The organism is Streptomyces sp. R33 (assembly GCF_041200175.1).
Lineage (GTDB): Bacteria > Actinomycetota > Actinomycetes > Streptomycetales > Streptomycetaceae > Streptomyces > Streptomyces katrae_B.
The window spans coordinates 3,855,418-3,879,756 of the sequence record NZ_CP165727.1; the positions used below are offsets into that span (position 1 = coordinate 3,855,418).

Sequence of the window (24,339 nt, forward strand, 5' to 3'; positions counted from 1 at the left end):
ACTCCTTTTCCGTTGCGGTCGGTCCGGGCCTGTCAGCGCGCGGCGGGGACCTGGTCGGCGAGGACGGGGGCAGGGGCGGGGGTGACGGGGGCGGGAGCGACCGGGGCGGCGGCCGTGCGGGCTCCCTTGCCCGGTACCAGGAGGGCGAAGGCTGCCGCCGCTGCCACCGCGGCGGCGCCGATCCACAGCGCGGGCACGGTCCCGTCGGTGAAGGCCTGGGGGGACTCGTAGCCGCCCTGGGCGGAGAAGACCGAGGCCAGGACGGCGACACCGAGGGCGCCGCCGACCTCGCGCAGGGCGTTGTTGGCGCCGGAGGCCTTGCCCTGGTCGGCGGGGCCCACCGTGGACATCAGGATGTTGGAGGCGGGGGCGAAGAACAGGCCCATGCCGATGCCGCTGAGGATCAGCGCCGGGAGCTGGGCGGCGTACGAGACGTCGGTGCTCAGGATCGTCGCGAACCAGCCGAGGCCGAGGGCCTGCAGGGCGAGCCCGGTGGCGACGACGGGGCGGCCGCCGATCCGGTCGGAGAGGATGCCCGCGATCGGGGCGGCGATCATCGGCATGGCCGTCCAGGGGAGCATCCGCAGCCCGGCCTGGGTGGGCGTGTAGCCGGCGACGCCCTGGAGGAACTGGGCGAGCAGGAAGATCGAGCCGAACATGCCCAGGTACATCAGCAGGCTGGCCACGTTGATCCCGAGGAAGCCGCGGCCCAGGAAGAGCCGCATCGGCAGCATCGGGTTCGCGTGGCGGAAGCCGTGGACGACGAATCCGCCGACGAGCGCGGTGCCGGCGATCAGGCCGGTGAGCACCGGGGTGCTGGTCCAGCCGTGGGCGTTGGCGTTGACGAGGCCGTAGACGATGCCGAAGAGGCCGCCGCTGACGAGGAGGGTGCCCGGTACGTCCAGACGGGCGCCCGGGGCGGTGGACTCGGTCAGCTTGAGGCGGGCGAGCGGGATCAGGGCCAGGCCGATCGGGACGTTCAGCCAGAAGATCCACTGCCAGGAGATGTGCTCGGTGAGGGTGCCGCCGATGAGCGGGCCGCTGGCGACAGCGAGGCCGCCGACGGCGCCGAAGATGCCGAGGGCCATGCCGCGGCGGGCGGGCGGGACGGCGGCGGTGAGCAGGGTGAGCGTGAGCGGCATCATGATCGCGGCGCCGACGCCCTGGACCGCTCGGGCGGCGATGAGCTCGTTGATGCCGGGCGAGAGGGCCGCGACGGCGGAGGCGCCGGTGAATATCGCGAGGCCGGACATGAAGAGCCGGCGCCGGCCGAAGCGGTCGCCGAGGGCGGCGCCGAACATGAGGAGGACGGCGAAGGTGAGCGTGTACGCGTTCACCGTCCACTCCAGGTCCTCCAGCGCTCCGCCGAGGTCCCCCCGGATGGCGGGGAGCGCGGTGGTGACGACGAGGTTGTCGAGGGCGGCCATGAAGCCGGCCACGGAGGTGAGGACGAGGGCCCAGACGGCGGGACCGCGGAGGGCGGTGCCTTGGGTGCCCTGGGTTCCTTGGGCGTCGTGGATGCCTTGCGTGCCGTTCACGATTTCCCCCTGCGGGTGAGAACTGAACTGTTAGTTATTGCTGACTAACTTTCGCGCCCATGAAAGTCCGGCGCACAGGACGTGCGGACCGGACCGGCCGGGGACTCACTCCCCCGGCCGACCCTCCGGACCCTCGATGCGGCCGGAGGGGTACAACCCCTCCCAGACCCGGTGACCGGGCGGGAAGCCCATGGCGGCCAGGGTGTTGATCAGCATTCCGTAGGCCATGAAGGTCGTGGTCTCGTTCACATCGCCGCCGAGGGGCACGTGGACGGTGTCCCAGAGGTCCATCCAGCCCTTGCGGACGAGCTCACCGAGCTGGTGGTCGCCGGCCGCCTCGGCAGCGGCGACGGTGACGTACATCTGGAGCTGCATCTGGAGCTTGTCCGGGTCCTCGCTGATGAGCCGGACGTACGCCTCGGCCATGGCGTGCGTGGCCTCTTCGCCCTCGAGCCCTTCGGCGGCGGCCGCGAACACCTCACGGGTGTCCCGCAGGCAGCGCTCGGCGGCGGCGAGGAAGATGGCCGGCTTGTTGGGGAAGAGCCGGAACAGGTACGGCTGCGAGACGCCGACGCGCTTGGCGATCGCCTCCGTGGAAGTCCCGTAGTAGCCACCCCGGGCGAACTCGTGCATCGCCGCCCGGATGACGCTCTCGCGCCGCTCGTCCGCACTCATCCTTGCCATGCGTTCAAAGTTAGTGCTCAATCACTAACTTGGCAAGCCCTTGAATCGGGCCCCGCTTCGGGAGCGGGGCCCGGCCGGCGCGTGGGCGGCGCCGAGGGTCGGTCAGACCAGGGCGACCACGGCCCGGGACATGCCCAGGACCTTCTGGCCCGCGCTCATCGCCGTCAGGTCGACCCGCACGCGGTTGTCCTCCAGCTTCGCCGCAACCTTGGCCGTGACCTCGATCACCGCACCCGCGTCGTCGTTCGGGACCACCACCGGCTTGGTGAACCGCACGCCGTACTCCACGACCGCTCCCGGGTCGCCGACCCAGTCGGTGACCACGCGGATCGCCTCGGCCATCGTGAACATGCCGTGCGCGATCACGTCCGGCAGTCCGACCTCCTTGGCGAACTTCTCGTTCCAGTGGATCGGGTTGAAGTCGCCCGAAGCACCCGCGTACTTCACGAGCGTGGCCCGCGTCACGGGGAAGGACGCCGCCGGCAGCTCGGTGCCGACCTCGACGTCGGCGTACTTGATCTGCGCAGTCATCTCAGGCCTCCTGGGGGGCGCGGGACACGAGCTTCGTCCACGCCGTCACCACGTGCTCGCCGGTCTCGTCGTGGACCTCGCCACGGATGTCGATGATGTCGTTGCCCGCCATCGACTTCACGGCCTCGATCGTGGAGGTCACCGAGAGCCGGTCCCCCGCACGCACGGGGCGCGAGTACGCGAACTTCTGGTCGCCGTGCACGACGCGGCTGTAGTCCAGACCCAGCTGCGGGTCCTCCACGACCTGGCCGGCCGCCGCGAACGTGATCGCAAACACAAAAGTCGGCGGAGCGATCACATCGAGGTGGCCGAACGCCTTGGCGGCTTCGGGGTCGGTGTAGACGGGATTCTCGTCACCCACCGCAACCGCGAATTCGCGGATCTTCTCCCGGCCGACCTCGTACGGATCGGTGGGCGGGTAGCTACGCCCCACGAAGGACTGGTCGAGCGCCATGGCTCCCTACCTCCTGTTGAAAAAGACGGTCACGAAAACGATCACGAACCGGCGATCACGGAAACGACACGAGGCCGCCCCCCGATGAAGGGGACGACCTCATGACGGTGCCTGTTATTCGAGACTTCGCTGGGGTCAGCGGGTCTCGCGGTGCGCGGTGTGCGAGTTGCAGCGCGGGCAGTGCTTCTTCATCTCAAGACGGTCCGGGTTGTTACGCCGGTTCTTCTTGGTGATGTAGTTCCGCTCCTTGCACTCCACGCAGGCCAGCGTGATCTTCGGGCGGACGTCGGTGGCAGCCACGTGAGTGCTCCTTGACGGACTATGGGACGGATGAACGCATAAAAGAGTAGCCGATCGGGAGACCGACCCCGCAATCGGCTACTGTGGGTAGCGGCGACCGGACTTGAACCGGTGACACAGCGATTATGAGCCGCTTGCTCTACCGACTGAGCTACGCCGCTTTGATGTGATCAGCTCCCCACCCGAGGGTGGGGGACCTCTCTCACCAGAGCCCCAATGCGGAATCGAACCGCAGACCTTCTCCTTACCATGGAGACGCTCTACCGACTGAGCTATTGGGGCGAGCGATGAAGACATTACACGGTTGCCCGCCCATCGCCCAAATCCTTTGCGGGGACTGGCCTCCGAGGGGGCGGCCACGGCTTTCCCGATCAGCCCCCGGGCGGCTCCGGAGCCCTTTTCGGGGCAGATTGTGGCCGGGCTCACAAACCCGCTGCCCCCGGCAGGCACGGTGGAGCACACGAAGCGGCCCGCACCCGCTGCCGACAGGGCACGCAGGCGGGCGCCACGGCGCGTGGGCACCACACCGGTACGACTATTGCGCTCCTCCGTGAAGCGGGGAGCCCTGCGCCCTAGGCTCTGAGCACGCTGCGTGATCTTGGGCCGCAGGCCGCGGCCGCCCGGCCCAGGAACCGCCCGAGCCACCGCAGGAGCGCGATGTCCGACAGCCAGCCGCAGCAGCCGTCCTCCTCCCCGCGCAAGGGCCGCGGCGAGGGCGGCGGTCACGGGCCTCAGCGCCCGACGGGCAACGCGAACGCGGCCGCCGCCGAGTCCACCACCCTCCTGCTCACCGGGGCCCGTCTCACGGACGGCCGTACGGTCGACGTCCGGCTCGGCGGCGGCCGGATCCAGGCCGTCGGCACCGCGGGCAGCCTCCCCGCTCCCGCCCTCTCCCGGGTGGACCTCGGCGGCTACCTCCTGCTCCCCGCCCCCGCCGAGCCGCACGCACACGGGGACACCGCCCTGACCGCCGACGGCGAGGGGCCCGTCTCGTACACACCCGACGAGGTGCAGCGCCGGGCCACCGAGGCCGCCCTGCTCCAGCTCGGACACGGCGCCACGGCCGTGCGCTCCCACGTCCGGATCGGCGACGTGCACGGCCTCGGCCCCATGGAGGCCGTGCTCCAGGCCCGCCGCTCGCTGCGCGGGCTCACCGACCTGACCACCGTCGCCGTGCCCCGCCTCCTCACCGGGGTGGCCGGCGCCGACGGGTTCGCCATGCTGCGGGACGCCGTGAAGATGGGCGCCTCCGTCATCGGCGGCTGCCCGGACCTGGACCCCGACCCGACGGGCTTCCTCGAGACCGTCCTGGAACTCGCCGCCGAGCACGGCTGCCCCGTGGACCTGCACACGGACGGTGACGATCCCGGCCGCCTGGCCCGGCTCGCGGCGATGGCCGGCGGGCTGCGCCCGGGGGTGACGATCGGCCCCTGCGGCGGGCTGTCGCGGCTCCCGCTGGACGTGGCGCACCGGGCCGCAGACCAGCTGGCCGCGGCCGGCGTACGGGTGACCTGCCTGCCCCAGGGCGACTGCGCGGCCCTGGAACGGCGCGGCCTGCGCACCGCGCCCGTACGGCTGCTGCGCGCCGCCGGGGTCCGGGTCGCGGCCGGCAGCGGGGCGCTGCGGGACGCCGGGAACCCGGTCGGCCGCGGCGACCCGCTGGAGGCCGCGTTCCTGCTGGCCTCCCAGGGCGGGCTGCGGGCGGCCGAGGCCTACGCGTCGGTCAGCGGCGAGGCCCGGGAGGCCATGGGCCTGCCGGAGGTCCGGTTGGAGGCCGGGTTCCCGGCGGAGCTGCTCGCCGTGCGGGGGGACCGGATCTCGGGCGTGCTCTCCCTGGCCTACAGCCGGATCGTGATCCACCGCGGCCGGGTGGTAGCCCGGACGAGTGCCGTACGGGAGTACTGCGACTCGGCGGTCGCGGTGGCCCTGGACCTGCCCCGGCAGGGCCGTGCGGAGCCCGGTCCCTGAACGTTCGCAGGCCCATCGGTGGACGCCTTCGCGGGCGGCGGCGCCCGGCTCGTCGTACGGTCGGGGCATGCGCATCGTCATCGCGGGTGGACACGGTCAGATCGCGCTGCGGCTGGAGCGTCTGCTCGCCGCGCGCGGGTACGAGGTCGCGGGCATCATCCGCGACCGGGCGCAGGGCGACGACCTGCGGGAGGCGGGCACCGAACCGGTGCTCTGCGACCTGGAGTCGGCTTCGGTCGAGCACGTGGCGGGCATTCTGCAGGGCGCGGACGTGGCGGTGTTCGCGGCCGGGGCGGGGCCCGGCAGCGGTGTCGGGCGCAAGGACACCGTCGACCGGGGCGCGGCGGTGCTGTTCTCGGACGCGGCCGAACGGGCGGGGGTACGGCGCTTCCTGATGGTCTCTTCGATGGGCGCGGACGCGTACCACGAGGGCGACGACGTCTTCGACATCTACCTGCGGGCGAAGGGCGAGGCGGACGACCACGTACGGACCCGGCTGGGCCTGGAGTGGACGGTCCTGCGGCCCGGGTCGCTGACCGACGACCCGGGGACGGGGCAGGTGCGGCTCGAGGCGCGGACGGGCGGCGGCTCGGTGACGCGCGACGACGTGGCGGCCGTGCTGGCGGAGCTGATCGAGACCCCGGCGACGGCCGGGCTGACCCTGGAGCTGGTCGAGGGCTCGACCCCGGTCGCGGTGGCCGTCAAGGACGTCGCGGGCAACTGAGGCGCCCTCAGAACTCTGCGGTCACCTTGTCGTCGGAGCGCCCGACGGAGTCCTGCTGGTACTGGTCCTCGTAGGCCTGCCGGATCCGCTCGATGCGCGCGCTGCGCTCGTCGGCCTCCTTCTCCGGGTACAGGAGCACCACCTCGTACGAGGTCTCGCGGATGACCTTGCCGTCCCGCCGCCACTGGCCGTGCCCGTCCTGGAGGGTGAGGCCCTCGGGGAACGCGGGGGTGATCTCGCGCTCCAGGAAGCGCATGAACTCCTGTTCCGCGACCGGGGCGCGGCCGCCCGGGCGTTCGGTGCCGAAGTAGAGCCTGGTTTCCTGGTAGGGCTCGCCCACATGGCTGTGCAGTGCGGCCCCGACCAGGGCCGGGATCCCGGCCCCGAGGAGGGCGAGGAGCACGCCGCCGCCGACCTTCCCGCGCGTGTCAGAAATGAAGTTCACGACCGGAGAACGAACAGGAGATCAGGACGATGCGGCCGATGACCGGCTCCGACGTCGAACGGGCGGCAGCCGAAATGGTGTCGGCCCTGACGCCGCACACCGGACGGGACTGGGAGGTGAAGGCCGGTTCGCTCGACTGGACCTGCTGGACGACGGCGGCGCACGTCGCCCACGACCTGCTGGGGTACGCCGCCCAGGTGGCCGCGCTGCCCTCGGACGGCTATCTGCCGCTGGACCTGCGCGTACGGGAGGCTGCCCCGCCCGCGGCGGTCCTCCAGGTGGTCTCGGCGGCGGCCCGGCTGCTGGGCACGGCCGTGGACGCGGCGCCGGAGTCCGCGCGGGCCTGGCACTGGGGCCCCTGCGATCCGGGCGGCTTCGCTGCGATGGGCGTGGCGGAGATCCTGCTCCACACGTACGACATCGCCCAGGGTCTCGACCTCCCCTGGCTCCCGCCGGCCGGCCTCTCGGCGCTGGTCCTGGCCCGGCTCTTCCCGGACTCCCCGTCCGGCCCGGCCCCTGAGGTCCTCCTCTGGTCGGCCGGCCGCCTGGCCCTCCCGACCCGCCCGCGCCGTACCACCTGGTCCTGGCGCGTATCCCTCACGCCCTGACCGACCGGATCCGGACGCGGAACCCCCGCGTTCGGATCACCGGGGCATGCGAGAAGACCCCCGTCACTGCGCTTCCGCAGTAACGGGGGTCTCACATCGCGTGGCGGCGCCAGGGTTCGAACCTGGGTAGGCTGAGCCGGCAGATTTACAGTCTGCTCCCTTTGGCCACTCGGGCACACCGCCAAGAGTCGCTGCCGTTTTTTCCGCCTTGCGGCGGCGCTCCCCGGCAACGACGTAAACAATACCTGATGTGCGGGGGTGCTTCGCCACCGGATTGATCAGCGCTGCGGGTGGGCGCGGTGGCTAGGCTTTGCGGAGCGGGCCGGGCATGTCCGGCCGCGCCCTCCGGGGCAATGACAGCCGACTTCAAGGAGCCACAGCACATGGCCGACTCCAGTTTCGACATCGTCTCGAAGGTCGAGCGGCAGGAGGTCGACAACGCCCTCAACCAGGCCGCCAAGGAACTCTCGCAGCGCTACGACTTCAAGGGCACCGGCGCCACCATCGCCTGGTCCGGCGAGAAGATCCTCATGGAGGCGAACTCCGAGGAGCGCGTCAAGGCCGTCCTCGACGTGTTCGAGACCAAGCTGGTCAAGCGCGGGATCTCGCTGAAGGCGCTCGACGCCGGCGAGCCGCAGCTGTCCGGCAAGGAGTACAAGATCTTCGCCTCCATCGAGGAGGGCATCTCCCAGGAGAACGCCAAGAAGGTCGCGAAGATCATCCGGGACGAGGGTCCCAAGGGCGTCAAGGCCCAGGTGCAGGGCGAGGAGCTGCGCGTCAGCTCCAAGAGCCGTGACGACCTGCAGGCCGTCCAGGCGCTGCTCAAGGGCAAGGACCTGGACTTCGCGATCCAGTTCGTGAACTACCGCTGATTTACGCCGCTGACCTGCACGTAAGTCACAGGGCCTTGGCCGGAGGGCACAACGCGGGCACATCGCCGAGGACCGCCTCGACGGCTGCTCGCGTTGTGTCCTCCTCGTCGGGCCACAGGTGCGTGTAGATGTCGAGGGTGATCGACGGCTTCGAGTGGCCGAGCCGCCGCTGAACTGTCTTGACGCTCTCGCGGTGCTTGATCAGCAGCGAGGCGTAGAAGTGCCGCAGGTCGTGCATCGTCGTGCCGTCGGGAAGCTGGACAGGCGACGGCTCCTCACCCTCCGGCCGGCCAGCGGCCACCCACGCAGCGTGGGCCGTCTCGTACTGGCGTGCCAGCGCAGCGTTCGCGTTGCGGCAGGCTACGTCCCAGACGTGCGACCACGCGCCGCGCCGGATCGCCTCGCGCTGCTCGTTCACGAACAGCAGCTTGGCCTTCCGCAGGTGGGGCTTACGGGGGTCGGTCCGGTCCCAGATCTCCACCTCGCGCGCGGGAAAGCGGGCCAGATGGGCGGCCAAGCTGTCCACGACCGCGCGGGCGAGCGGCACCGTTCGGTAGCTCTCGTGCGTCTTGGGCGGGCCGAGGTAGGGCTCACCTTTGTCCGGGCCGACGAGCTGCTGGCAGATCTTCATCTCGCGCCGCAGGAAGTCGATGTGTTCGACCTCCAGGCCGAAGACCTCGCCTTGGCGGGGGCCGGCGCCTGCGGCGAGCAGGTTGAGGGCTTGATACCAATCGGGGACAGCGGCTACGAGGGCCTTCACCGCGGCAGGGTGGAGCGGCACGATCTCCGGCCGGCGCACGTCAGGGACGCGCACGCCGTCGCACGGGTTGATCGCGATGATCCGGTCTCGCACCGCGGTGTGGAAGATCGTGACTACGTAGGCGTACGTGACCTTCAACGTGCTGGGGGCGAGAACCTGTGAGCGATTCTTGATCCAGGACTGAATCTCTGAGGGACGGATGGAGACGATCGGCTTGTTTCCGAGCAGCGGGTAGACGTGCAGCCGCAGGGCCCGGTCGACACGCTCGGCCGTGCTGTCTCGGTGAACAGCGCCGGTGCGCCAGCGCTCGCCGACGGACTGAAAGCCCTCCTTGCCGGCCGCCGGGTCGACGTACAGGCCGCGCGCGAGGTCGGCCTCGATGGTCGCGGCGCGGGTGTCGGCCTGGCTGCGCTTGGCGAAGTTCTCCTTCTGCTGCTCACCGGCCGCGTCCCGCCAACGCACCTGCCAGCGCTTCCCCTTGCCGTGGTCCTTGCTGGCCACCAGCGTGCGGGTCTTGCTGGAGTGCTCGGCGCAGGGTTCCGCTTCCTTGCGGGGGCGCGAGAGATGCCACCGGTCGTAGACGCTAGCCATCGGTGCCCCCCGTGCCGCCGTACCCGCCGTACCCCCGGCGGGCCCATTTGTGGAGATCCCCGACGCGCCCGTCCGGGTCCGCATCCTGCTGGAGCAGGACCCACCTGTAGCCCCACTCCTCGGCTGGGACCTCGGAGTAGAAGAGCCGAAGGTCGGTACCGGGTAGGCACGACATGCCCCGCACCCAGGCCCGCGCCTCGTCCTTGGGCACGGCCTCTGTTGGGGTGACGCTGTACCCCGTTGAGGGCGCCGCGGGGCCTTCGGGCTCGATCAGCAGGTGCATGGGGGCGATATCCAGCACGCGCGCCAATGCGAGCCACTCGGGGACGCTCACGGTCGGCCGCCGGCCGTTCTCGAAGTTCGCGACTACCGAGCGGTTCCAGGGGATGCCGGCCGCCGTCAACCGCTCACCAAGTTCGGTGGCGCTCCAGCCCTTGCGTGCCCGCAGTTCCTTCACACGGCGGCTGATCGTCTGAACCGGATCCTCCGGCCCGTCGGTGTGCTTCATGAGCACATCTAAGCATCGGTTGACACAGACGGCAAGTGGCGACAATATCGAGCCAAGCACAGAACGTGCTTCCGAAGCACAAGAGGTGTGTATGTCTGACACCACGCGGCTGCCCTCTCGTCGGCCGCTCGCCACCGCTCAGGACGTCGCCGAGTACTGCGGGGTCCCGCTCGCCACCGTCTACCAGTGGTCCAGCCGAGGCAACGGACCGAAGTTCATCAAGGTCGGCAGGCATCTGCGCGCCCGGTGGACCGACGTAGAGGCCTGGCTCGACACCCAGACGATCGCCGCATGAAAACGGCCCCCAGCAGGTGCGTCAACACCTGTCGCTGGGGGCCTGAAGCACCGCCGTCCTAGCCGGAACAGCCGAACGGCCGCGCGGGATTCGCAGTCCCATATGCGCGGCCGTGAAGGAGCTTCAAAATGAAGACTGCCACGACCCAGACCAACATCGCTAGTGCGCTCGCCGCGGCCACCGCGCCGACCGGCAAGGTGCACCCGCTCCTCGCAGACCTCCCGCCGGCCATCCCGGGCCTGACTGCCCGCGCCGTACACGTCCTGGAGCAGATCGAGCAGGCCAAGAAGGACAACCCGGAGATCAGCGACTTCCTCGGCCTCGTCGCCGAGGAGATCCGTAAGGCCGGAGACTCGCCGGCCGTCATCGACAACGTCCTCGCACTGATCAGCCCGAAGACGGCCTGCACCGAGTACGGCTGGTGCGTCGAGACCGGCGAGCACTTCGAACACTTCTCGAAGTACACCGCAGCCCCCAACCCGGACGCGTACGGCCGCGATGTCATCTGCGTCGGCCTCATCGACTTCGGCGAGGGTGTCAGGGTCGGGCTCCTCGACCTGGACCTCACCCCGGCCGAGGCCCGTGTCCGTCTCGCCGAGCTGCGGGCCCACCTCGACGCCGTCGAGGCCCTCGTGGCCGTCGCCGAGACCGACCGGTGACCACGGTCCGCACGCCCGATCGCCCCGCCGACGCGGCGGGGCCTTCGGGCGTACCCGGAGGCGCCTGGCCGCCCTGCCCGTACACCGATGCCCTGCTCGTGCGAACACGCGCCGAGCGTGCCCGCCGGGTACTCACCATCGGCTCCATTCGAGCCGACCTCGAAGGCCAGCCTTCCGCGCGCGCCGTGCGTACGGCCGCCCGCGGCTGGGTCGCTGACGTCCTGGCCCTGGCCGAGGACATCGCGGCGGAGAAGACGGAGAACGCACGTTGACCACGCACACCATCGACCCGCAGGCCGCTGCCGAGACACCGCTCTCTGGTGCGCTCTGGCTCGCGGAGCGACAGTTCGTGGTGTTCGCTGCCGACCACCCGGGCGCCGAGCGCTGCGCGGGCATCGGGTACGGCCACGATGCGAACACCTGCACCGACCGCGGCAAGCACCCCGCGGAGCCGTTCACCAAGACCACGCGCCGCGACGAGACGGAGGTGCGACGGCTGTTCGCTGGGGCGCCCCGCAACGTCGGTGTCTACGTGGGAGGCAGTCGCGGCCCGAACGGCGCGCAGCTGCTCGTCATGGACAGCGACCGGCCCGGCGCCCTGGAGGACACCGCCAACGCGCTCGGCCACCCGCATGCGCCCACCATGCGCGTGCACACCGCAAAGGGCCACCACGACTACTACTGGGCCCCGGCCGAGGCCAAGCTCGGCAACGGGCTCGGCGCCTTGAAGGGCAAGTTCGACGGCGACGTGCGCGCCGGGAACGCGTACGTCATCAGCCTTGGCTCCGTCCACGCGACGGGCGTGATCTACACGCTGGAGAACCCCGAGCAGGCGCCCGTCATGGCGCCGGCCTGGCTCCTCGAAGCGCTTCAGGCGCGTCCCTCAGCCCCGGCCGCGCCCGCGACGAACATCGTCATCCCTGCCGACCGGCACGACGCGTACACCCGCAGGGTCGTGCAAGCCGAGTGCGACGCGATCACCCGCGCCGTCAACGGCGAGCAGAACAACGCCATCAACACCGCCGCGTTCGCCCTCGGCACCCTCGTCGGAGCCGGGGCTCTTACCGAGGGCGAGGCACGCGAGGACCTCCTCGCCGCGGCCCGCGCAGGCAACCACCCGGAGGGCCGCGCGCGGGCCACCATCGACTCAGGGCTCCGAGCTGGCATGGCACAGCCGCGGCGGCCCTGGCCGCCCCTCGCCCGCGCCGACACCCGCAACGACTTCTCAGGGCTACTCGTACCCGAGCCTCGAGCCGAAGCCGCAGGTCCTACCGAGGTTGAGCCACCGCAGGAGCGACCGAGCGAGAACCCCATGCAGGCTCGACTGGCCGAGCTGCGAGCCGCCCTCGTGGACTCCGCGGGGCTGGACAGCATCCCCGACCCCGTGCCGCTCATCGACGGCGTCCTGTACATGGACTCCCTTGCTTGGCTCTACGGCAAGCCCGGCTCGGCCAAATCCTTCGTCGCCCTCGACTGGGCTGGCTGCATCGGCAGCGGCCTGCCGTGGCAGCTGCGGGGCGTCTCAGCGGGCCCGGTGCTCTACCTCGTCGCCGAGGGCGCGTCCGGCATCCGGAAGCGCGTCAGGGCATGGGAGGAAGCCTTCCGGGTGTCCATGCAGAACGTCACCTTCCTGCCGATGGCCGTCCAACTCCTCAACGGCATCGACCGCCAGGCCCTCGTCGCGCTCATTGCAGACATGCGGCCGGCGCTGGTCATCATCGACACGCAGGCCCGCGTGACCGTGGGCGCTGACGAGAACAGCAACGGCGAGATGTCCAAAGTCGTCGATGCTGCGGACCAGATCCGGCAGGCCTGCGGAGCCTGCGTGCTGATGGTCCACCACTCCGGGAAGAACGGGCTCGACATGCGCGGCGCCAGTGCCTTCGAGGGCGCGGCCACCAGCATCATCAAGGTCACCAAGGACGGCGAGTACGTCGAGGTGCACAGCGACAAACAGAAGGACGAGGACGCCTTCGAGACGGTGTGGCTCCGCCTCACCCCGGTCGGACAGTCCGTCGTCCTGGCCGCCCGCAGCGTACTGCCCGGCGGTGACGAGATGACCAAGAACGAAGAGATCATCCTCGCTGCCATGCGGGACTCGTTTGAGACAACCAGCGCCACCGCCACGAACCTCATGGCCGTGACCGACGTCCCGAAGGCCTCGGTGTACCGCGCGCTGAACTCCCTGGTCAACAGGGGGTCCCTCCGGAACATCGGCACCGAGAAGCGCCCTATCTACGCCCTGCCCGTAGCAGCGCGAGACGCCCCGTAGCCCCGAAAGTCTCACGCGTCTCAAGCCGTCTCAATCACCCCCGAGAAGTCTCGTCTCGTCTCACCCCCCTTAAGGGTGAGACGTGAGACGAGAGCTGAGACAAGACAAGGGAAACCCCGATGACCATCACGCACAGCACGTTCGCCGCAGGCGACAAGCACCTCATCGCCCGCATGGTCAGCAACTACCAGTGCGGCCACTGCACAGGCGAGGTCGCCTACCTCACCACCAACGACGAGACCGGCACGCTGCACGCCGCAGTCGAGCACGACGCGGGATGCCCCGTCCTGGCCGGCACCCTGCCCGCGCTCCCCGACCTCGCCAGGGCCGCCCAGGTGCCCGACACGTTCAAGGCCAAGCCCTCTCCGTAAGCCGCGGACTCGGTTCCGCACTCTCCGCGCGCGAGACGCTCCGATTTTTTTGAAAGATCGTCTTCCCAGCCCCGCGCCCAGCTTTCTAAAAAAACTCTCCGAGGCCAAATCTCAACGGTTGATCTTGAAGGAGGATCCATGCCGAGGAAACCGACCGTGCCGTGTGCTGGCTGTGGCCGCCTGTTGTGGGGCGGCCCGGGGTCGCTGCCCGAGGGGCAGAGGGTGTGTCAGCCCTGCCGCCGCAAGCGGCGAGCGCGCCCGTGAGCGCCCCGGGGTACGTGCACGGCGCCCTGGTCCACGGGGTCAGTGCGCACGTCTTCGACAGGGTGCTCGCGTCGCCGAACGTGGCGCGTGTGCTCGATGAGTTGCCCGCTTGGATGCGGCTGGAGGTGGATGCGGCGCGTCGGGCGCTCCGGCTCGCGGCCCGGGAGTACGAGGGGCTGCCCGTTGCCGTGGACGGAACTGCGGAATCGCAGGTCGCGGCAATCGGGCCACTCTCGCCCCATGAGATCGATACGTACCAGGCGAGCGTCCTGCTCGGCCTCGGGGAGCGTCGGGTCCGGCAGTTGGCGGCCGGCGGTATGGGCCGCCTCGTCGGTGGCCGCTGGCTGCTGGACCGGTCCGCAGTCCTCGCGTACGCGGAGCAGCGCCGGGTGCGCGCGAATCTCTCAGCCTGAGCAGCGTTGCCCGGCAGATCGCCCGGGGACGTGGCTGGCAGCGTGCCCGGCAGATGTCCCGGGTCGTGTAGCGGCCGAGCGAGGGCGCCGCCCCGTCGTATCCAGCGATGAGGAGCGGTGATGGCAAGTTCAGAAGAGGTGGCCTGGCAGCTGTATGCCGGCCTGGAGCAGAGGGACCGCCGTGCGGTGGACGCGTGGCGGGCCCTGGGGAACGACCTCGTGACGTCCCTGATGAACTCCCAGGCTCTCAGCAGCGCCAGGCCCCTGCGCGTCCCTGCGGACGACACGGCGGACTGGGCCCGTCGCCGACTCGGCACGGACCCGGACCTCGTGCTGGCGCGTACGGCCGAGCATGAGGCCGCGCACGCGGTGGTGGCGCGGGCGCTCGGCTTGCACGTGGTCGAGATGTACATCGCGGACAACGGCCGGGACGGCGTCACGACCTACGAGAGTGCCAGCCGCGAAGAGACCGCCGCGGTCGCCGCGGCTGCCGAGGTGTGGATCCACGAGTTCCGAGCCCTGGCCTATCCCCAGGGCGACTCGTCTGGTTGCCGAGAGGACTGGCGCGTCCTCGTGCAGAACACCGACGGGGACCACGGCGTACAGCGGGCCCGCCGACAGGCCCGGCTCATCCTCGGCGAGCACCGCGACGAGGTCCTTGCTCTGGCCGAACGGCTCGGCAGGGAGCGCCACATCACCTTCGAGAAAGGCCGCACGTCATGACGGAGATTGCAGGGCGCGCGCTGATCAGCCTCGCCGAGGGCGCAGACATGGACCTCGACACGGTCCGGATGCTCGCCGCGAACGGGAGCCTGGAAGTCGCTGTGTACCGCTACCAGCGGCGGAAGGCGGCGGCGCGTGAGCGGCGGATGACGGGCCGCCAGGCCTGCGCTGCGTTCGGCCGGCCCCGGACGCTCACCCCGCATCAGGCCAAGGTGGAGCTTCTGCGCCGGCGGGCGGTGGCGATCGATGGCCAGTGACACGTCCCTCGTCTTCAACTTGATCGCCAAGGACAAAGCGTCCGCGGTCATGGACAAGGTCGCCGACCGGTTCACCGCGTCCGCGGCGACTATCGGCGCAGGAGTCGGCGCCGCGCTGGGCAAGGGCGTCATGGACGCCATGGACGTCGAGGCGGCGAACGCGAAGCTGGCCGCACAGCTGGGTCTGGGTGCGGCCGAGGCTGGTCAGGTCGCCGGCGTGTCGGCGTCTGTGTTCCGCAATGCCTGGGGCGACAGCACAGAGCAGGTCAACGAGGCGATCAAGGGCGTCTACCAGAACATCGGCGACGTGAGCCAGGCTAAGGGCGGCCTGGAGGGGATCACCACGAAGGCCTTGGCGCTATCCCAGACGTTCGACCAGGACCTTGGGGTTACGACCGCGGCGGTCGGCCAGCTGATGCGCACTGGGCTGGCGAAGAACGCCGAGGAGGCGTTCGACATCATCGCCAAGGGGCTCGGCAGCGCGGCGGATAAGTCGGGTGACTACCTGGAGACGCTGAACGAGTACAGCACCCAGTGGCGGCGCATCGGTGTCAACGGACAGGTCGCGACTGGGCTGATCGTCCAGGGCATTCAGCACGGCGCCAGGGATGCCGACCAGGTCGCGGACGCCATCGGCATCTTCGGCGAGACTGCCCTCAAGGGCGGCACGGCCGTGGACGAGGCGTACAAGTCCATCGGCCTCAGTAGCAAGACGGTCGGCAAGCTGATGCGCGAGGGTGGGGACAGCGCGCAGAAGGCGTTCCAGATGACCACGGACGCGCTGCGCAACACGAAGGACGAGACGGTCCGCTTGAATGCCGCGTCCGCCCTGTTCGGAGACCCGGCCAACACGATGGCCGACGCGCTGTACGCATTGGATCCTGCCTCAGCTGCGGCTGCGGCGGGCATGGACCATGCGGCCGGCGCCGCCGACGAGATCGTCAAAAAGGTCGGGGGCACCACCTCCCACCAACTGGAGGAGTTCAAGAACAAGGTCATGGGCCGGCTGACCGATGTCGGTGGCGTGATGGTGCAGTTCGCGATGAAGCACCAGTCGGTGTTCGAGCCGTTGTCCTACACGCTGCTGGGGCTCGCGGCGACGGTCCTCGTGGTCCGGGGCGCGATGATGGTGTACTCCGCGGTCTCCGCCGTGGTGGCCGGCGCCAACGCGGTCATCTCCGCGTCCGCGTGGACCGTGATCGGGAACTGGCTGCGCATGAACGCCGTGGGCCTCGCTGCCTACGCCCGTATCGCGGGGGCCGCGGTCGTATCCGCGGCGACCACCGCCGCCGCATGGGTCGGCTCGGCGCTGACTTCGATCGGCACCTGGGTCCTGGCCGTGCTGCGCGCGAGCGCGGTCGCGGTCGGCCAGTTCGTTCTGATGGCGGCACGCGCGGTCGCCTGGGCCGCGATCATGGCCGCGCAGTGGCTGATCGCAATGGGCCCGATCGGATGGATCATCCTCGGGGTGATCGCGCTGGCCGCGCTGATCTACACGTACTGGGACCAGATCAAGGCGTTCACCGTCGCCGCGTGGGGCGCTATCTGGGGCGGCATCAAGTGGGCTGTGGACCAGATCTGGACCTTCTTCCTGACATGGATGCTGGGCGGGATCATCTGGCAGCACTGGGCCCAGATCCAGCAGGGCGCGGTCACCGCGTGGAACGCAATCATCGCCTGGCTGTCGCAGGTGCCCGGCTGGATCTGGAACCTCTTCCTGAACTGGACCATCGCAGGCTTGATCATCAAGCATTGGGATGCCGCGAAGGCCGGCACCATCGCGAAGGCGACGGAAATGGTGGGCTGGCTGCGCGGCCTGCCCGGCATGCTGTCCGGGGCGCTCGGCGACCTCGGCTCGCTCCTCGTCGGCAAGGGCCAGGCGCTCGTCACCGGACTGTGGCGGGGCATCCAGTCCATGGGCGGCTGGCTGCGCTCCACCCTCATGGGCTGGGCCCGGAGCCTCATCCCGGGCCCGATCGCCAAGGCCCTCGGCATCGCCAGCCCGTCGAAGTTGATGGCCGACCAGATCGGCCAGTGGATCCCCGCCGGTGTCGTCGTCGGTATCGAGGCCCGCCAGGGCGAGGTCGATGCGGCGATGGCCGGCCTGGTCCAGGCGCCCGTGTCTGGCCTCGCGTCGGCGGCCGGGCAGCAGATCGCCGGCGGCGCAGGTAGCCCGCTGACCCGGCCCGGGTACGGGCCGATCCCCGTCGAGGTCCGCCTCGTCATCGACGCAGCGGTCGAGTCCGCGTTCGCGACGGCGCTTCGCAAGTCCGTTCGCGTGATCGGGCAGGGCAGCGTCCAGACCGCGTTCGGCCAGTAGGAGAGGAGAGTGCACATGGATGAACGAGAAGCGCGCCGGCTGGCTGCTCGGCACGGGGCGGAACACGCAGCCGCGCTTGAGGCCCTTATCCAGACCGAGGCCCACTACGTGCGTACCGAGGGAGGTATGGAGGTCTGGCAGAAGGGCTACGCCACCCTTCACCTTCCGGTCATGCGGCCGGACTTCCCGCCGGTCGTGCGCGAGGCCATGCAGCGGTTCAGGCTGGCCAGCCTTGACGGCCGGTGCCTGTGCGGGGCGTCAATGGAGGTCGTCAGCCCGAACCAATACGGGATGCGGCACGCCGAGGATTGCGCCGCGGACCCGAGGCGGCTTGCTCAACTGATCCGTGCCAACCCTCCGGGACCAGCAGCCGCCTGACGGCTGCACTCCGCGCCCGGCCCCTTCCGCACCGGGGGGCCGGGCGCCGCCGTGTCTCCGGCATCGCAGCAATCTCGTGCAATCGGTCTCCGGCGGCCGCTCATGGCCAGCATCCTGGAGCCCCAACGAGCCAGGACGGAGCGCCACCATGACCCTGCGGTTCATCGGCACCACCTCGGAGTACGGCAACTGCCCCACCCTGTACGAGGTCGTCGAGACCGGCGACATCGTCGTCCAGGGCGACCAGCTCACCGACCCCGAGCACCTGGCGCAGCTGCGCGACGTCGGCGAGCACGAAACGTTCGTCGTGATCCCGCGCGAACTGCTGACCCGCTTCGCGCCTAAGGAGTAAGTGTGCTGGTCCCCTTCGAGGCGATCACCCATCTGTTCGCCGAGTTCGAGCACACCGCGTTCCGGTTGGAGACCCGCCGGGGCTACGCCTCCGACCGGGCCGGCGCCCGCTTCCAGGCGTTCCTGCGCGGCGTCGAGCCGACGCCCGAGCCGGACAACCCGTGGCACGTGAACGTCCGCGAGAAGGCCGAGCAGGGCGCCCGCTTCTCCAGGGTGCGCATCATCGACGAGCCGCCTACGGACGGGCAGCGGTTCCTGATGGCGGCCGCCGCCGCGAATCCGGGCGAGGACATGCGAGTCCTGGCCCGCGCGGAGGCCGTACGGCTGGAGCTGCCGGAGTACGACTTCTGGCTGTTCGACTCCCGGACCCTGGTCCGCTTCCACATCGACGAGCAGGACGTCACGACCGGCGTCGAGGTTGTCGACGACCCCGGGGAGGTCCTCGCCGCGTGCCGGGCCCGAGACCGGGCCTGGACCGCCGCCACGCCTTCAGCAGAGGTGTGGGCGCAGGTACGTTCGTCCGTGTGAGCACGGACTTTCAGAGCGGCCGCGTGGCCCTCGGCGCGCGCCTTCGGGAACTGCGTGCCGAGGCCGGCGTGAACGGGAAGGACTTCGCGGCCCGCCTCGGCTGGCAGCGCTCGAAGGTGTCCCGGCTGGAGAACGGCAAGCAGACCGCGACCGAGGCCGACACCGACGCATGGGCCACCGCCGCAGGCGTACCCGAGCAGGCTGCGGACCTGCGCAGCCGGCTGAAAGGCCTGGAGTCCCAGCAGCGCTCTTGGCGCCGCCAGCTGGCCGCCGGTCACCGGCCGGTCCAGGACCGGTACGTCGTCGAGTACCAGCGCACCGCGACGATGCGCGGCTACGAAGCCACCGTGATCCCGGGCCTGTTCCAGACCCCGGACTACGCGCGGCACCTGATCGAGGCCAACACGACCTTGATGCAGTCGCCCCGCGACATCGAGGCCGCTGTCGCTGCCCGCATGCGCCGCCAGGAGGTGCTGTACGAGCCGGGCAAGCTGTTCCGCGTCCTGGTCTGGGAAGCCGCCCTCCATGTCCTCGTGTGCCCCCGCCACGTCATGACCGGCCAACTCGACCGGCTCGTCGGCCTCATCGGCATGAGCACCGTCGAGCTCGGCATCGTTCCGCTCGGCGCCCCGCTCCCGCTCACCCCCAAACACGGGTTCTGGATCTTCGATGAGGAGCGCGTCATCGTCGAGACCGTGAACACCGAGCTGTCGTACGACTCGGCCGACGACCTCGCCCTGTACGGCCGGGTGTGGGACGGCCTGAACACGGCCGCCGCGTACGGGGCGCAGGCCCACCGCCTGATTGCCCGCGCACGACACCTGATTGCGCCCGCGTGAGCAACCGGCGCCAACCCGGCCGGGCACCGCGCAATCCGGCGCAACCGGCCGGACGCTGCCCGGCGCCCGTTCCTACCGTGCGGTCATGGCGATCGAGCAGAAGGCCAGCCCGGCGGAGTTCCCCGTCCTCGCCGGCGGCTGGTGCAACTGGCATGACGGGCCCTCGGAAACCGCGCTCGTAGTCCAGTGGGGGGAATCCAACTCCGGCCCCCCGAAGCCGCTGTACGCATGCGCGCCGTGCCGGGAGCAGCGCGACCTGACCGTCACGATGCCCGCCCGCTGCCAGGACGCGCCCCTGCCGCACGTGGACGCACTGTCCTGGGAGCAGATCCAGGGACGGGCCTGCGTCACCTGCGGTACGGAGCTGAACCTCGCCCGCGTCTGGCGGGAGACCGTTGTCGTCCACCAGGACGGGTACGGTCTGCCCTTCGACCTCTACGCCTGCTCGCCGAGGCAAGCATGAGGGGGCCGATCTACTGGGCCGGCCGACGGACCGTGCAGCCTCGCGAGTGCCCGCACTGCGGCACCGAGCCGCTACCCCTCGGCGGCCCTGAGGGCGGCGCGGTAGTCCACGCGGACGACTGCCCAAACCGGCGGCCGGGCGAGCCGACGGTGCGCAGAGCGCGGCCGGAGTGATCTCCCGGCCTGTCCGTGACCGCGGCGGCGCGGGGCGGCTGGGCCGGGCAGCAGGAGGCCCCCGAGACGATGCCTCGGGGGCCTTTATGCACTTCGTTGCAGAACCGGGGTCAGCAGCCGCAGAAGGGCTTGGTCCACCAGCCGCAGGCCTCGCAGTACTCGGCGGTGAGGCGGGTCAACAGGGCACGGATCACGGTCCGTTCACCTCCTCACGCACTACATGAACGGTGCACGTAACCCCTTCTGGGCCCCTCTCGACTCGGTCAACGCGAACGATCTGACCTGCGTAAACGTCGCCGGAAGGGGTTTCGGAGAGCGGTGGGGGAGTGGCGGACGAATCGGACGCATGCCATGCCGCCCACAGCCACAGCACGGGCACCGCGTAGATGAACTGCGGAGCGCGGGCGAGCACCGCGGCGTAGAACGACAGCGCCACGATGGGGGCCGCGATACGGACCAGCAGGGCGCCCAGAGTAGGAACGTCGAACCAGCGGGCGGGCGACTCCAGGAGCAGCCCGGTACCGCGACACAGGCGCCGGCCGACCGCGGCCGCCTGCTCGCTGCCCCTCACAGCAGGCCGACCACGTAGTCACCGGCGGCCGAGACGACCGGCGACAGCACGTACCCGGCGACCCCGGCCACGCCGGACGCGAGGCCGAGGCTGATCCCGGAGATCAAGGCGCGCACGATCATCCAGTTGAAGCCGCGGCGCTTCGTCCAGACCGCGATCAGGACCACGGTGGCGATGATGACGACCGCGTGTCCCCCGTCGGTGAGGACGAGGTTCGAGTGGCGGGTGACGTTCGGGGTGCCGCCGCCGACGCCGTACGTCAAGGCCGCGTTCCCGATGGCCGAGGACCCCCACAGGGACCAGTCGGCGCCGCCGCCGAGGAGTCCGCCGGCGGACAGGATCAGCAGCATCCCGTACAGCCACACCAGGAGGAACGGGAGCAGCTTCAGCAGGTGCTTGGGCTTGGCGGCCTGCTTGGCGCCGGGCCACCAGCGGGTGATCTCCCAGCCGAGGAGGGACAGGCCGACGGTGACGCCGCCGAGGGAGACGACGGCGTACGTAGGAAGGTTCACGAGGGGTCCTCAGAGGAGGGCCGCGGCGATCGCGGCGAGGAGAACGACGAAGGCGCACGTCCCGAGGGCGGGGGCGGCGTAGAGGTCGCGGGCGCGGGCCGGGCCCGCGAGGCAGAGCCCCACGAACCCGGCCGCCGCAGACGCGGCGAAGAACACGGTGGGCAGCACGGCTACCGCGCTTCGGGAAGGGCCGTCACACGCCCGGCGGGTGGCACCGGGGGGCCGTCGTACGAGGGCACTCGGACCGCCATACGCCGAGGTGGGACGCCATCCGGGTAGAGGCCGGACTCCCACACCCACCTGTAGCCGTAGGCCATGAACGCGACGGCGTAGCGGACCGCGTCGGACGCCGTCATACCGGTCCGCATGATCGTGGCGAGGTCGTCGGACAGGGTCTCGTCGACACGGACGGACAGGCTCTTACCGGCCTGCGGAGGGGTGCTCACCACGCGCCCCCCGACCGGAGCACGGTCAGCCGGTCGGCAAGCCTGCGGAGCAGAGTCGCCCGGGCCGCGAGCGCGGCGGCGTACCGTCGCAGCCCATCCGGGTCCAGCGTCACCGCGACCGGGACCAGCTCGACGTAGACGCTCACTGGCACGGGGGTCTCGCCGTACGGGAACGCGACGAGCTCGGCCACAAGGTCGAGGAGGCCATCCGGCACGTCTAGGGGCGCCGCGTGGTGCAGGTCGGCCCGAACCTCGACCGGCTGCCCGACGTGGCCGGCGCACCAATCCGGTTCGGGCAGGGTGACGGGGCCGTGGTCGAGGGTGGGCACCGTGACGGTGCGGGCCGCGCTCACTGGTCGCCGCCAGCGGCCTGGCGGAGGGCCTCGGCGTACCGGCCGCGGGTGGTCCCCCGCTCGACCGCGGGGGCGTACTCGAGCAGCTGCTGTTCGGCCTGCTCGGCGCGGGCGGTTCCGTAGCCGTGTCGGCGGGTGGCGAAGGTGAGGGCCAGGGCCTCGCGGGTGCGGTCCGTCATGGGCTCGGTGGGCCGCTCGGCGGTGAGGCGGGCCGCGATGGCCAGGAGGAGGACGCGGGCACCCGCGTCGGGCATGGCTGTACGGTCATGCATGGGTCTGGACTCCTTGATCAGAAGGAAGTTCGGATCAAGGCGCCGTTCGGTGGTGACACACCGGGCGGCGCCGTCGTGTCCACAGGGTGTGGACGGGCGACAGGCGGACCGCGCACCCGGCAGGGCACATCGGGGGCACAACGCAACGGATAACACTGAGAAACGATGACAAACACTGTCAGTAGTTTCTGCACGTCAGACCCCCTTTCCGAGGCCGAGTGCAGGTCAGCGATTCAGGCGGTAAGTACGTGAACTACCGCTGATCGCGGTCCCCCACCTGCCGTCCGGCGGCCCGGCGGTCCTTCCAGGACCGCCGGGCCGCGGCCGTTTCCGGGGGCGTGCGGATCACGAGCCCGGCGTGCACGGCGCATGCGCCTCAGCGGCCCCCGATGGGCACTTGGGGAGCCCTGCGCGCGCCCACCACTGTGGTGGCCATCATCACCGCGGGACAGGGGAGGTTCTCGGATGCCTGGGGTCGACACGTTTCGCGAAGACTTCGGGGCGTCCGTCGTCGTGGCGCTCGTCGCGCTGCCCCTCTGTGTGGGCGTGGCCGTCGCCTCCGGTGTGCCGGCCGAGCTGGGGATCATCACCGGAGTGGTCGGCGGGCTGGTCACCGGGTGGTTCCGGGGAAGTTCGCTCCAGGTGAGCGGCCCGGCCGCCGGGCTCACCGTGCTCGTCTACGAGGCGGTGCACACGCACGGTGTCCGCGCGCTCGGGGTCCTGGTGCTGGCCGCCGGGCTGCTGCAGCTGGGCATGGGGGCGCTGCGGCTCGGGCGGTGGTTCCGGGCGATCTCCGTCGCCGTCGTGCACGGGATGCTGGCCGGGATCGGGCTCGTGCTGATCGCGGGGCAGCTGTACGCCGTGGGCGGCGTACCGGCCCCCGGCGGAACCCTGGAGAAGCTGGCCGCGGTGCCGAGGCTGGCCGGGCAGGCCGACTGGTCCGCCGTGGCACTCGGGGCCGGGACCATCGCCGTCCTCGTGGCCTGGCGCCGGATGCCCGCCCGGCTGCGGCTCGTACCGGGCGCGCTCGTCGGGGTGGCAGCCGCCACCGCCGTGTCGACGCTGCTGCAGCTGCCCGTCGAGAAGGTGACGGTGGCCGGGGTCCTGGAGGCCGTGGCCACGCCCGGCTGGGGGGACTTCGGGCTGCTGGCCTCCGGCGGGGCCCTCGGAACCGTGATCGCCCTGGCTCTGATCGCCTCCGCCGAGACCCTGTTCAGCGCGGCGGCCGTGGACCGGATGCGCGAGGGGACCCGGACCCACTACGACCGGGAGCTCATGGCCCAGGGCGTCGGCAACACCGTCTGCGGACTGCTCGGGGCGCTGCCGATGACCGCCGTGATCGTGCGCAGCGCCGCCAACGTGGAGGCAGGGGCCCGCACCCGGGCGTCCCGCATCATGCACGGCGGCTGGCTGCTGCTGTTCGCCGTCGCGCTCCCCCAGCTGCTCGAAGTGGTGCCGCTCGCCGCGCTGGCCGGGGTACTGCTGCACGCCGGATGGAAGCTGCTGCCGGCCCGGGCCGTCGCCGGCCTGTGGCAGACGCACCGGGGCGAGGCGGTGGTGCTGGTGGCGACGGCCTCCGCGGTCGTGGCCACCAACCTCTTCGAAGGAGTGCTGGTCGGGCTGGGCCTGGCCGTGGTCAAAGCGGCCTGGGAGACCTCCCACGTGCACATCGAGGAGGTGTGGGAGGGCGGGGAGCTGCGCGTCCAGGTCATGGGGAGCGCCAGCTTCCTGCGGCTGCCGAAGCTGCTCGACGCGCTGGACGCACTGCCCGCCGGACAGCCCGTACGCCTCGACCTGAGCGGGCTGCGCCACCTGGACCACGCCTGCTTGACCGCCCTCCACGGGTGGGAGCAGAACCGCGCCCCGCTGGCCGGCCGGGAAGGCGTCATCTAGGGC

General features: G+C 70.8%; 32 protein-coding genes and 3 tRNA genes. 19 read left to right on the top strand and 16 right to left on the bottom strand.

All coding sequences use genetic code 11. The features are described 5' to 3' along the window. Positions 1 to 32 precede the first annotated feature (32 nt). The 7 genes from AB5J51_RS17495 to AB5J51_RS17525 form a co-directional block, all read right to left on the bottom strand. A complete protein-coding gene (locus AB5J51_RS17495) occupies positions 33 to 1,520 on the bottom strand; it encodes a DHA2 family efflux MFS transporter permease subunit (protein WP_369780270.1) in 1,488 nt (495 codons plus the stop codon). 123 nt (positions 1,521 to 1,643) lie between these two features. Then, on the bottom strand, positions 1,644 to 2,222 hold the full coding sequence (locus tag AB5J51_RS17500) for a TetR/AcrR family transcriptional regulator (protein WP_053788697.1): 579 nt from the start codon (positions 2,220 to 2,222) through the stop codon (positions 1,644 to 1,646). A gap of 102 nt (positions 2,223 to 2,324) precedes the next feature. After that, positions 2,325 to 2,753: a MaoC family dehydratase gene (locus AB5J51_RS17505; RefSeq protein ID WP_136225719.1), complete on the bottom strand. Its 429-nt coding sequence runs from the start codon at positions 2,751 to 2,753 to the stop codon at positions 2,325 to 2,327. Position 2,754: 1 nt separating this feature from the next. Next, the gene (locus tag AB5J51_RS17510; protein ID WP_030298148.1) at positions 2,755 to 3,207 is read right to left on the bottom strand and encodes a MaoC family dehydratase N-terminal domain-containing protein; all 453 of its coding nucleotides are present in this window, start codon (positions 3,205 to 3,207) and stop codon (positions 2,755 to 2,757) included. Between the two features lie 135 nt (positions 3,208 to 3,342). Then, complete coding sequence (gene rpmG, locus AB5J51_RS17515) at positions 3,343 to 3,507, bottom strand: 50S ribosomal protein L33 (RefSeq protein WP_003956487.1); 165 nt, start codon at positions 3,505 to 3,507, stop codon at positions 3,343 to 3,345. 88 nt (positions 3,508 to 3,595) lie between these two features. Further along, positions 3,596 to 3,668, bottom strand: a tRNA-Met gene (locus AB5J51_RS17520). 48 nt (positions 3,669 to 3,716) lie between these two features. Further along, positions 3,717 to 3,789 (bottom strand) — tRNA-Thr (locus tag AB5J51_RS17525). A 375-nt stretch (positions 3,790 to 4,164) separates the two neighbouring features. Here AB5J51_RS17525 and AB5J51_RS17530 point away from each other — a divergent pair. Further along, positions 4,165 to 5,475: an amidohydrolase family protein gene (locus AB5J51_RS17530; protein ID WP_369778033.1), complete on the top strand. Its 1,311-nt coding sequence runs from the start codon at positions 4,165 to 4,167 to the stop codon at positions 5,473 to 5,475. 67 nt (positions 5,476 to 5,542) lie between these two features. Beyond that, positions 5,543 to 6,199 carry an SDR family oxidoreductase gene (locus AB5J51_RS17535; protein WP_053788699.1) on the top strand — a complete coding sequence of 219 codons (657 nt, stop codon included), beginning with the start codon at positions 5,543 to 5,545 and terminating at the stop codon, positions 6,197 to 6,199. Between the two features lie 7 nt (positions 6,200 to 6,206). Here AB5J51_RS17535 and AB5J51_RS17540 read toward each other — a convergent pair whose 3' ends face one another. Then, positions 6,207 to 6,644 carry a DUF3574 domain-containing protein gene (locus AB5J51_RS17540; RefSeq protein WP_133897179.1) on the bottom strand — a complete coding sequence of 146 codons (438 nt, stop codon included), beginning with the start codon at positions 6,642 to 6,644 and terminating at the stop codon, positions 6,207 to 6,209. 38 nt (positions 6,645 to 6,682) lie between these two features. Between AB5J51_RS17540 and AB5J51_RS17545 the strand changes: the two genes are divergently transcribed. Beyond that, a complete protein-coding gene (locus AB5J51_RS17545) occupies positions 6,683 to 7,252 on the top strand; it encodes a maleylpyruvate isomerase N-terminal domain-containing protein (protein WP_136225717.1) in 570 nt (189 codons plus the stop codon). A gap of 101 nt (positions 7,253 to 7,353) precedes the next feature. Here the strand turns inward: AB5J51_RS17545 and AB5J51_RS17550 are convergent. Next, positions 7,354 to 7,435: transfer RNA gene (locus AB5J51_RS17550), tRNA-Tyr, on the bottom strand. A gap of 200 nt (positions 7,436 to 7,635) precedes the next feature. On the opposite strand from AB5J51_RS17550, the gene AB5J51_RS17555 reads away from it, so the two are divergent. Further along, positions 7,636 to 8,124, top strand: a complete 489-nt coding sequence (locus AB5J51_RS17555; RefSeq protein WP_030298135.1) for a YajQ family cyclic di-GMP-binding protein — start codon at positions 7,636 to 7,638, stop codon at positions 8,122 to 8,124. 25 nt (positions 8,125 to 8,149) lie between these two features. Here AB5J51_RS17555 and AB5J51_RS17560 read toward each other — a convergent pair whose 3' ends face one another. Then, a complete protein-coding gene (locus tag AB5J51_RS17560; protein ID WP_369778034.1) occupies positions 8,150 to 9,475 on the bottom strand; it encodes a tyrosine-type recombinase/integrase in 1,326 nt (441 codons plus the stop codon). Next, positions 9,468 to 9,983: a helix-turn-helix transcriptional regulator gene (locus tag AB5J51_RS17565; RefSeq protein ID WP_369778035.1), complete on the bottom strand. Its 516-nt coding sequence runs from the start codon at positions 9,981 to 9,983 to the stop codon at positions 9,468 to 9,470. Before AB5J51_RS17565 ends, AB5J51_RS17560 begins: the two co-directional genes overlap by 8 nt. A gap of 91 nt (positions 9,984 to 10,074) precedes the next feature. Here AB5J51_RS17565 and AB5J51_RS17570 point away from each other — a divergent pair, with 91 nt between their 5' ends. The 14 genes from AB5J51_RS17570 to AB5J51_RS17635 all read left to right on the top strand — a co-directional run bounded on the left by AB5J51_RS17570 (position 10,075) and on the right by AB5J51_RS17635 (position 20,116). Beyond that, positions 10,075 to 10,278 carry a helix-turn-helix transcriptional regulator gene (locus AB5J51_RS17570; RefSeq protein WP_369778036.1) on the top strand — a complete coding sequence of 68 codons (204 nt, stop codon included), beginning with the start codon at positions 10,075 to 10,077 and terminating at the stop codon, positions 10,276 to 10,278. 128 nt (positions 10,279 to 10,406) lie between these two features. Further along, positions 10,407 to 10,937: a hypothetical protein gene (locus AB5J51_RS17575; protein ID WP_369778037.1), complete on the top strand. Its 531-nt coding sequence runs from the start codon at positions 10,407 to 10,409 to the stop codon at positions 10,935 to 10,937. Positions 10,938 to 11,035: 98 nt separating this feature from the next. Beyond that, positions 11,036 to 11,209, top strand: coding sequence for a hypothetical protein (locus AB5J51_RS17580; RefSeq protein WP_369778038.1), 174 nt, complete (start codon positions 11,036 to 11,038; stop codon positions 11,207 to 11,209). Continuing rightward, positions 11,206 to 13,209, top strand: a complete 2,004-nt coding sequence (locus AB5J51_RS17585; protein ID WP_369778039.1) for an AAA family ATPase — start codon at positions 11,206 to 11,208, stop codon at positions 13,207 to 13,209. Before AB5J51_RS17580 ends, AB5J51_RS17585 begins: the two co-directional genes overlap by 4 nt. 119 nt (positions 13,210 to 13,328) lie before the next feature. Next, positions 13,329 to 13,580, top strand: a complete 252-nt coding sequence (locus AB5J51_RS17590) for a hypothetical protein (RefSeq protein WP_369778040.1) — start codon at positions 13,329 to 13,331, stop codon at positions 13,578 to 13,580. A 260-nt stretch (positions 13,581 to 13,840) separates the two neighbouring features. Further along, positions 13,841 to 14,257: a hypothetical protein gene (locus AB5J51_RS17595; protein ID WP_369778041.1), complete on the top strand. Its 417-nt coding sequence runs from the start codon at positions 13,841 to 13,843 to the stop codon at positions 14,255 to 14,257. Positions 14,258 to 14,377: 120 nt separating this feature from the next. After that, entirely contained in the window at positions 14,378 to 14,980 is a 603-nt protein-coding gene (locus tag AB5J51_RS17600; RefSeq protein ID WP_369778043.1) for a hypothetical protein, read from the top strand. Continuing rightward, complete coding sequence (locus tag AB5J51_RS17605) at positions 14,977 to 15,237, top strand: hypothetical protein (RefSeq protein ID WP_369778044.1); 261 nt, start codon at positions 14,977 to 14,979, stop codon at positions 15,235 to 15,237. Before AB5J51_RS17600 ends, AB5J51_RS17605 begins: the two co-directional genes overlap by 4 nt. Before the next feature lie 19 nt (positions 15,238 to 15,256). Further along, positions 15,257 to 17,557 carry a phage tail tape measure protein gene (locus AB5J51_RS17610; protein ID WP_369778045.1) on the top strand — a complete coding sequence of 767 codons (2,301 nt, stop codon included), beginning with the start codon at positions 15,257 to 15,259 and terminating at the stop codon, positions 17,555 to 17,557. Between the two features lie 15 nt (positions 17,558 to 17,572). Then, positions 17,573 to 17,935 carry a hypothetical protein gene (locus tag AB5J51_RS17615; RefSeq protein ID WP_369778046.1) on the top strand — a complete coding sequence of 121 codons (363 nt, stop codon included), beginning with the start codon at positions 17,573 to 17,575 and terminating at the stop codon, positions 17,933 to 17,935. A gap of 148 nt (positions 17,936 to 18,083) precedes the next feature. Continuing rightward, a complete protein-coding gene (locus AB5J51_RS17620; protein WP_369778047.1) occupies positions 18,084 to 18,287 on the top strand; it encodes a hypothetical protein in 204 nt (67 codons plus the stop codon). 2 nt (positions 18,288 to 18,289) lie between these two features. Further along, positions 18,290 to 18,814 carry a DUF6879 family protein gene (locus AB5J51_RS17625; protein WP_369778048.1) on the top strand — a complete coding sequence of 175 codons (525 nt, stop codon included), beginning with the start codon at positions 18,290 to 18,292 and terminating at the stop codon, positions 18,812 to 18,814. Further along, positions 18,811 to 19,653, top strand: coding sequence for a helix-turn-helix domain-containing protein (locus tag AB5J51_RS17630; protein ID WP_369778049.1), 843 nt, complete (start codon positions 18,811 to 18,813; stop codon positions 19,651 to 19,653). Before AB5J51_RS17625 ends, AB5J51_RS17630 begins: the two co-directional genes overlap by 4 nt. A gap of 85 nt (positions 19,654 to 19,738) precedes the next feature. After that, the gene (locus tag AB5J51_RS17635) at positions 19,739 to 20,116 is read left to right on the top strand and encodes a hypothetical protein (protein WP_369778050.1); all 378 of its coding nucleotides are present in this window, start codon (positions 19,739 to 19,741) and stop codon (positions 20,114 to 20,116) included. A gap of 740 nt (positions 20,117 to 20,856) precedes the next feature. Here AB5J51_RS17635 and AB5J51_RS17640 read toward each other — a convergent pair. From AB5J51_RS17640 to AB5J51_RS17660, 5 genes are read right to left on the bottom strand one after another with little or no spacing between them, the layout of a single operon-like run. Then, on the bottom strand, positions 20,857 to 21,372 hold the full coding sequence (locus AB5J51_RS17640) for a hypothetical protein (RefSeq protein WP_369778051.1): 516 nt from the start codon (positions 21,370 to 21,372) through the stop codon (positions 20,857 to 20,859). Positions 21,373 to 21,381: 9 nt separating this feature from the next. Further along, positions 21,382 to 21,540: a hypothetical protein gene (locus tag AB5J51_RS17645; protein WP_369778052.1), complete on the bottom strand. Its 159-nt coding sequence runs from the start codon at positions 21,538 to 21,540 to the stop codon at positions 21,382 to 21,384. 2 nt (positions 21,541 to 21,542) lie between these two features. Further along, positions 21,543 to 21,818 (bottom strand): hypothetical protein, encoded by a 276-nt coding sequence (locus tag AB5J51_RS17650; RefSeq protein ID WP_369778053.1) that lies wholly within the window; start codon positions 21,816 to 21,818, stop codon positions 21,543 to 21,545. Next, the gene (locus AB5J51_RS17655; protein ID WP_369778054.1) at positions 21,815 to 22,171 is read right to left on the bottom strand and encodes a hypothetical protein; all 357 of its coding nucleotides are present in this window, start codon (positions 22,169 to 22,171) and stop codon (positions 21,815 to 21,817) included. The genes AB5J51_RS17650 and AB5J51_RS17655 overlap by 4 nt, the downstream gene beginning before the upstream one ends. Further along, the gene (locus AB5J51_RS17660; protein ID WP_369778055.1) at positions 22,168 to 22,443 is read right to left on the bottom strand and encodes a hypothetical protein; all 276 of its coding nucleotides are present in this window, start codon (positions 22,441 to 22,443) and stop codon (positions 22,168 to 22,170) included. The genes AB5J51_RS17655 and AB5J51_RS17660 overlap by 4 nt, the downstream gene beginning before the upstream one ends. A gap of 465 nt (positions 22,444 to 22,908) precedes the next feature. On the opposite strand from AB5J51_RS17660, the gene AB5J51_RS17665 reads away from it, so the two are divergent. After that, positions 22,909 to 24,336 (top strand): SulP family inorganic anion transporter, encoded by a 1,428-nt coding sequence (locus AB5J51_RS17665; protein ID WP_369778056.1) that lies wholly within the window; start codon positions 22,909 to 22,911, stop codon positions 24,334 to 24,336. Positions 24,337 to 24,339 lie beyond the last annotated feature (3 nt).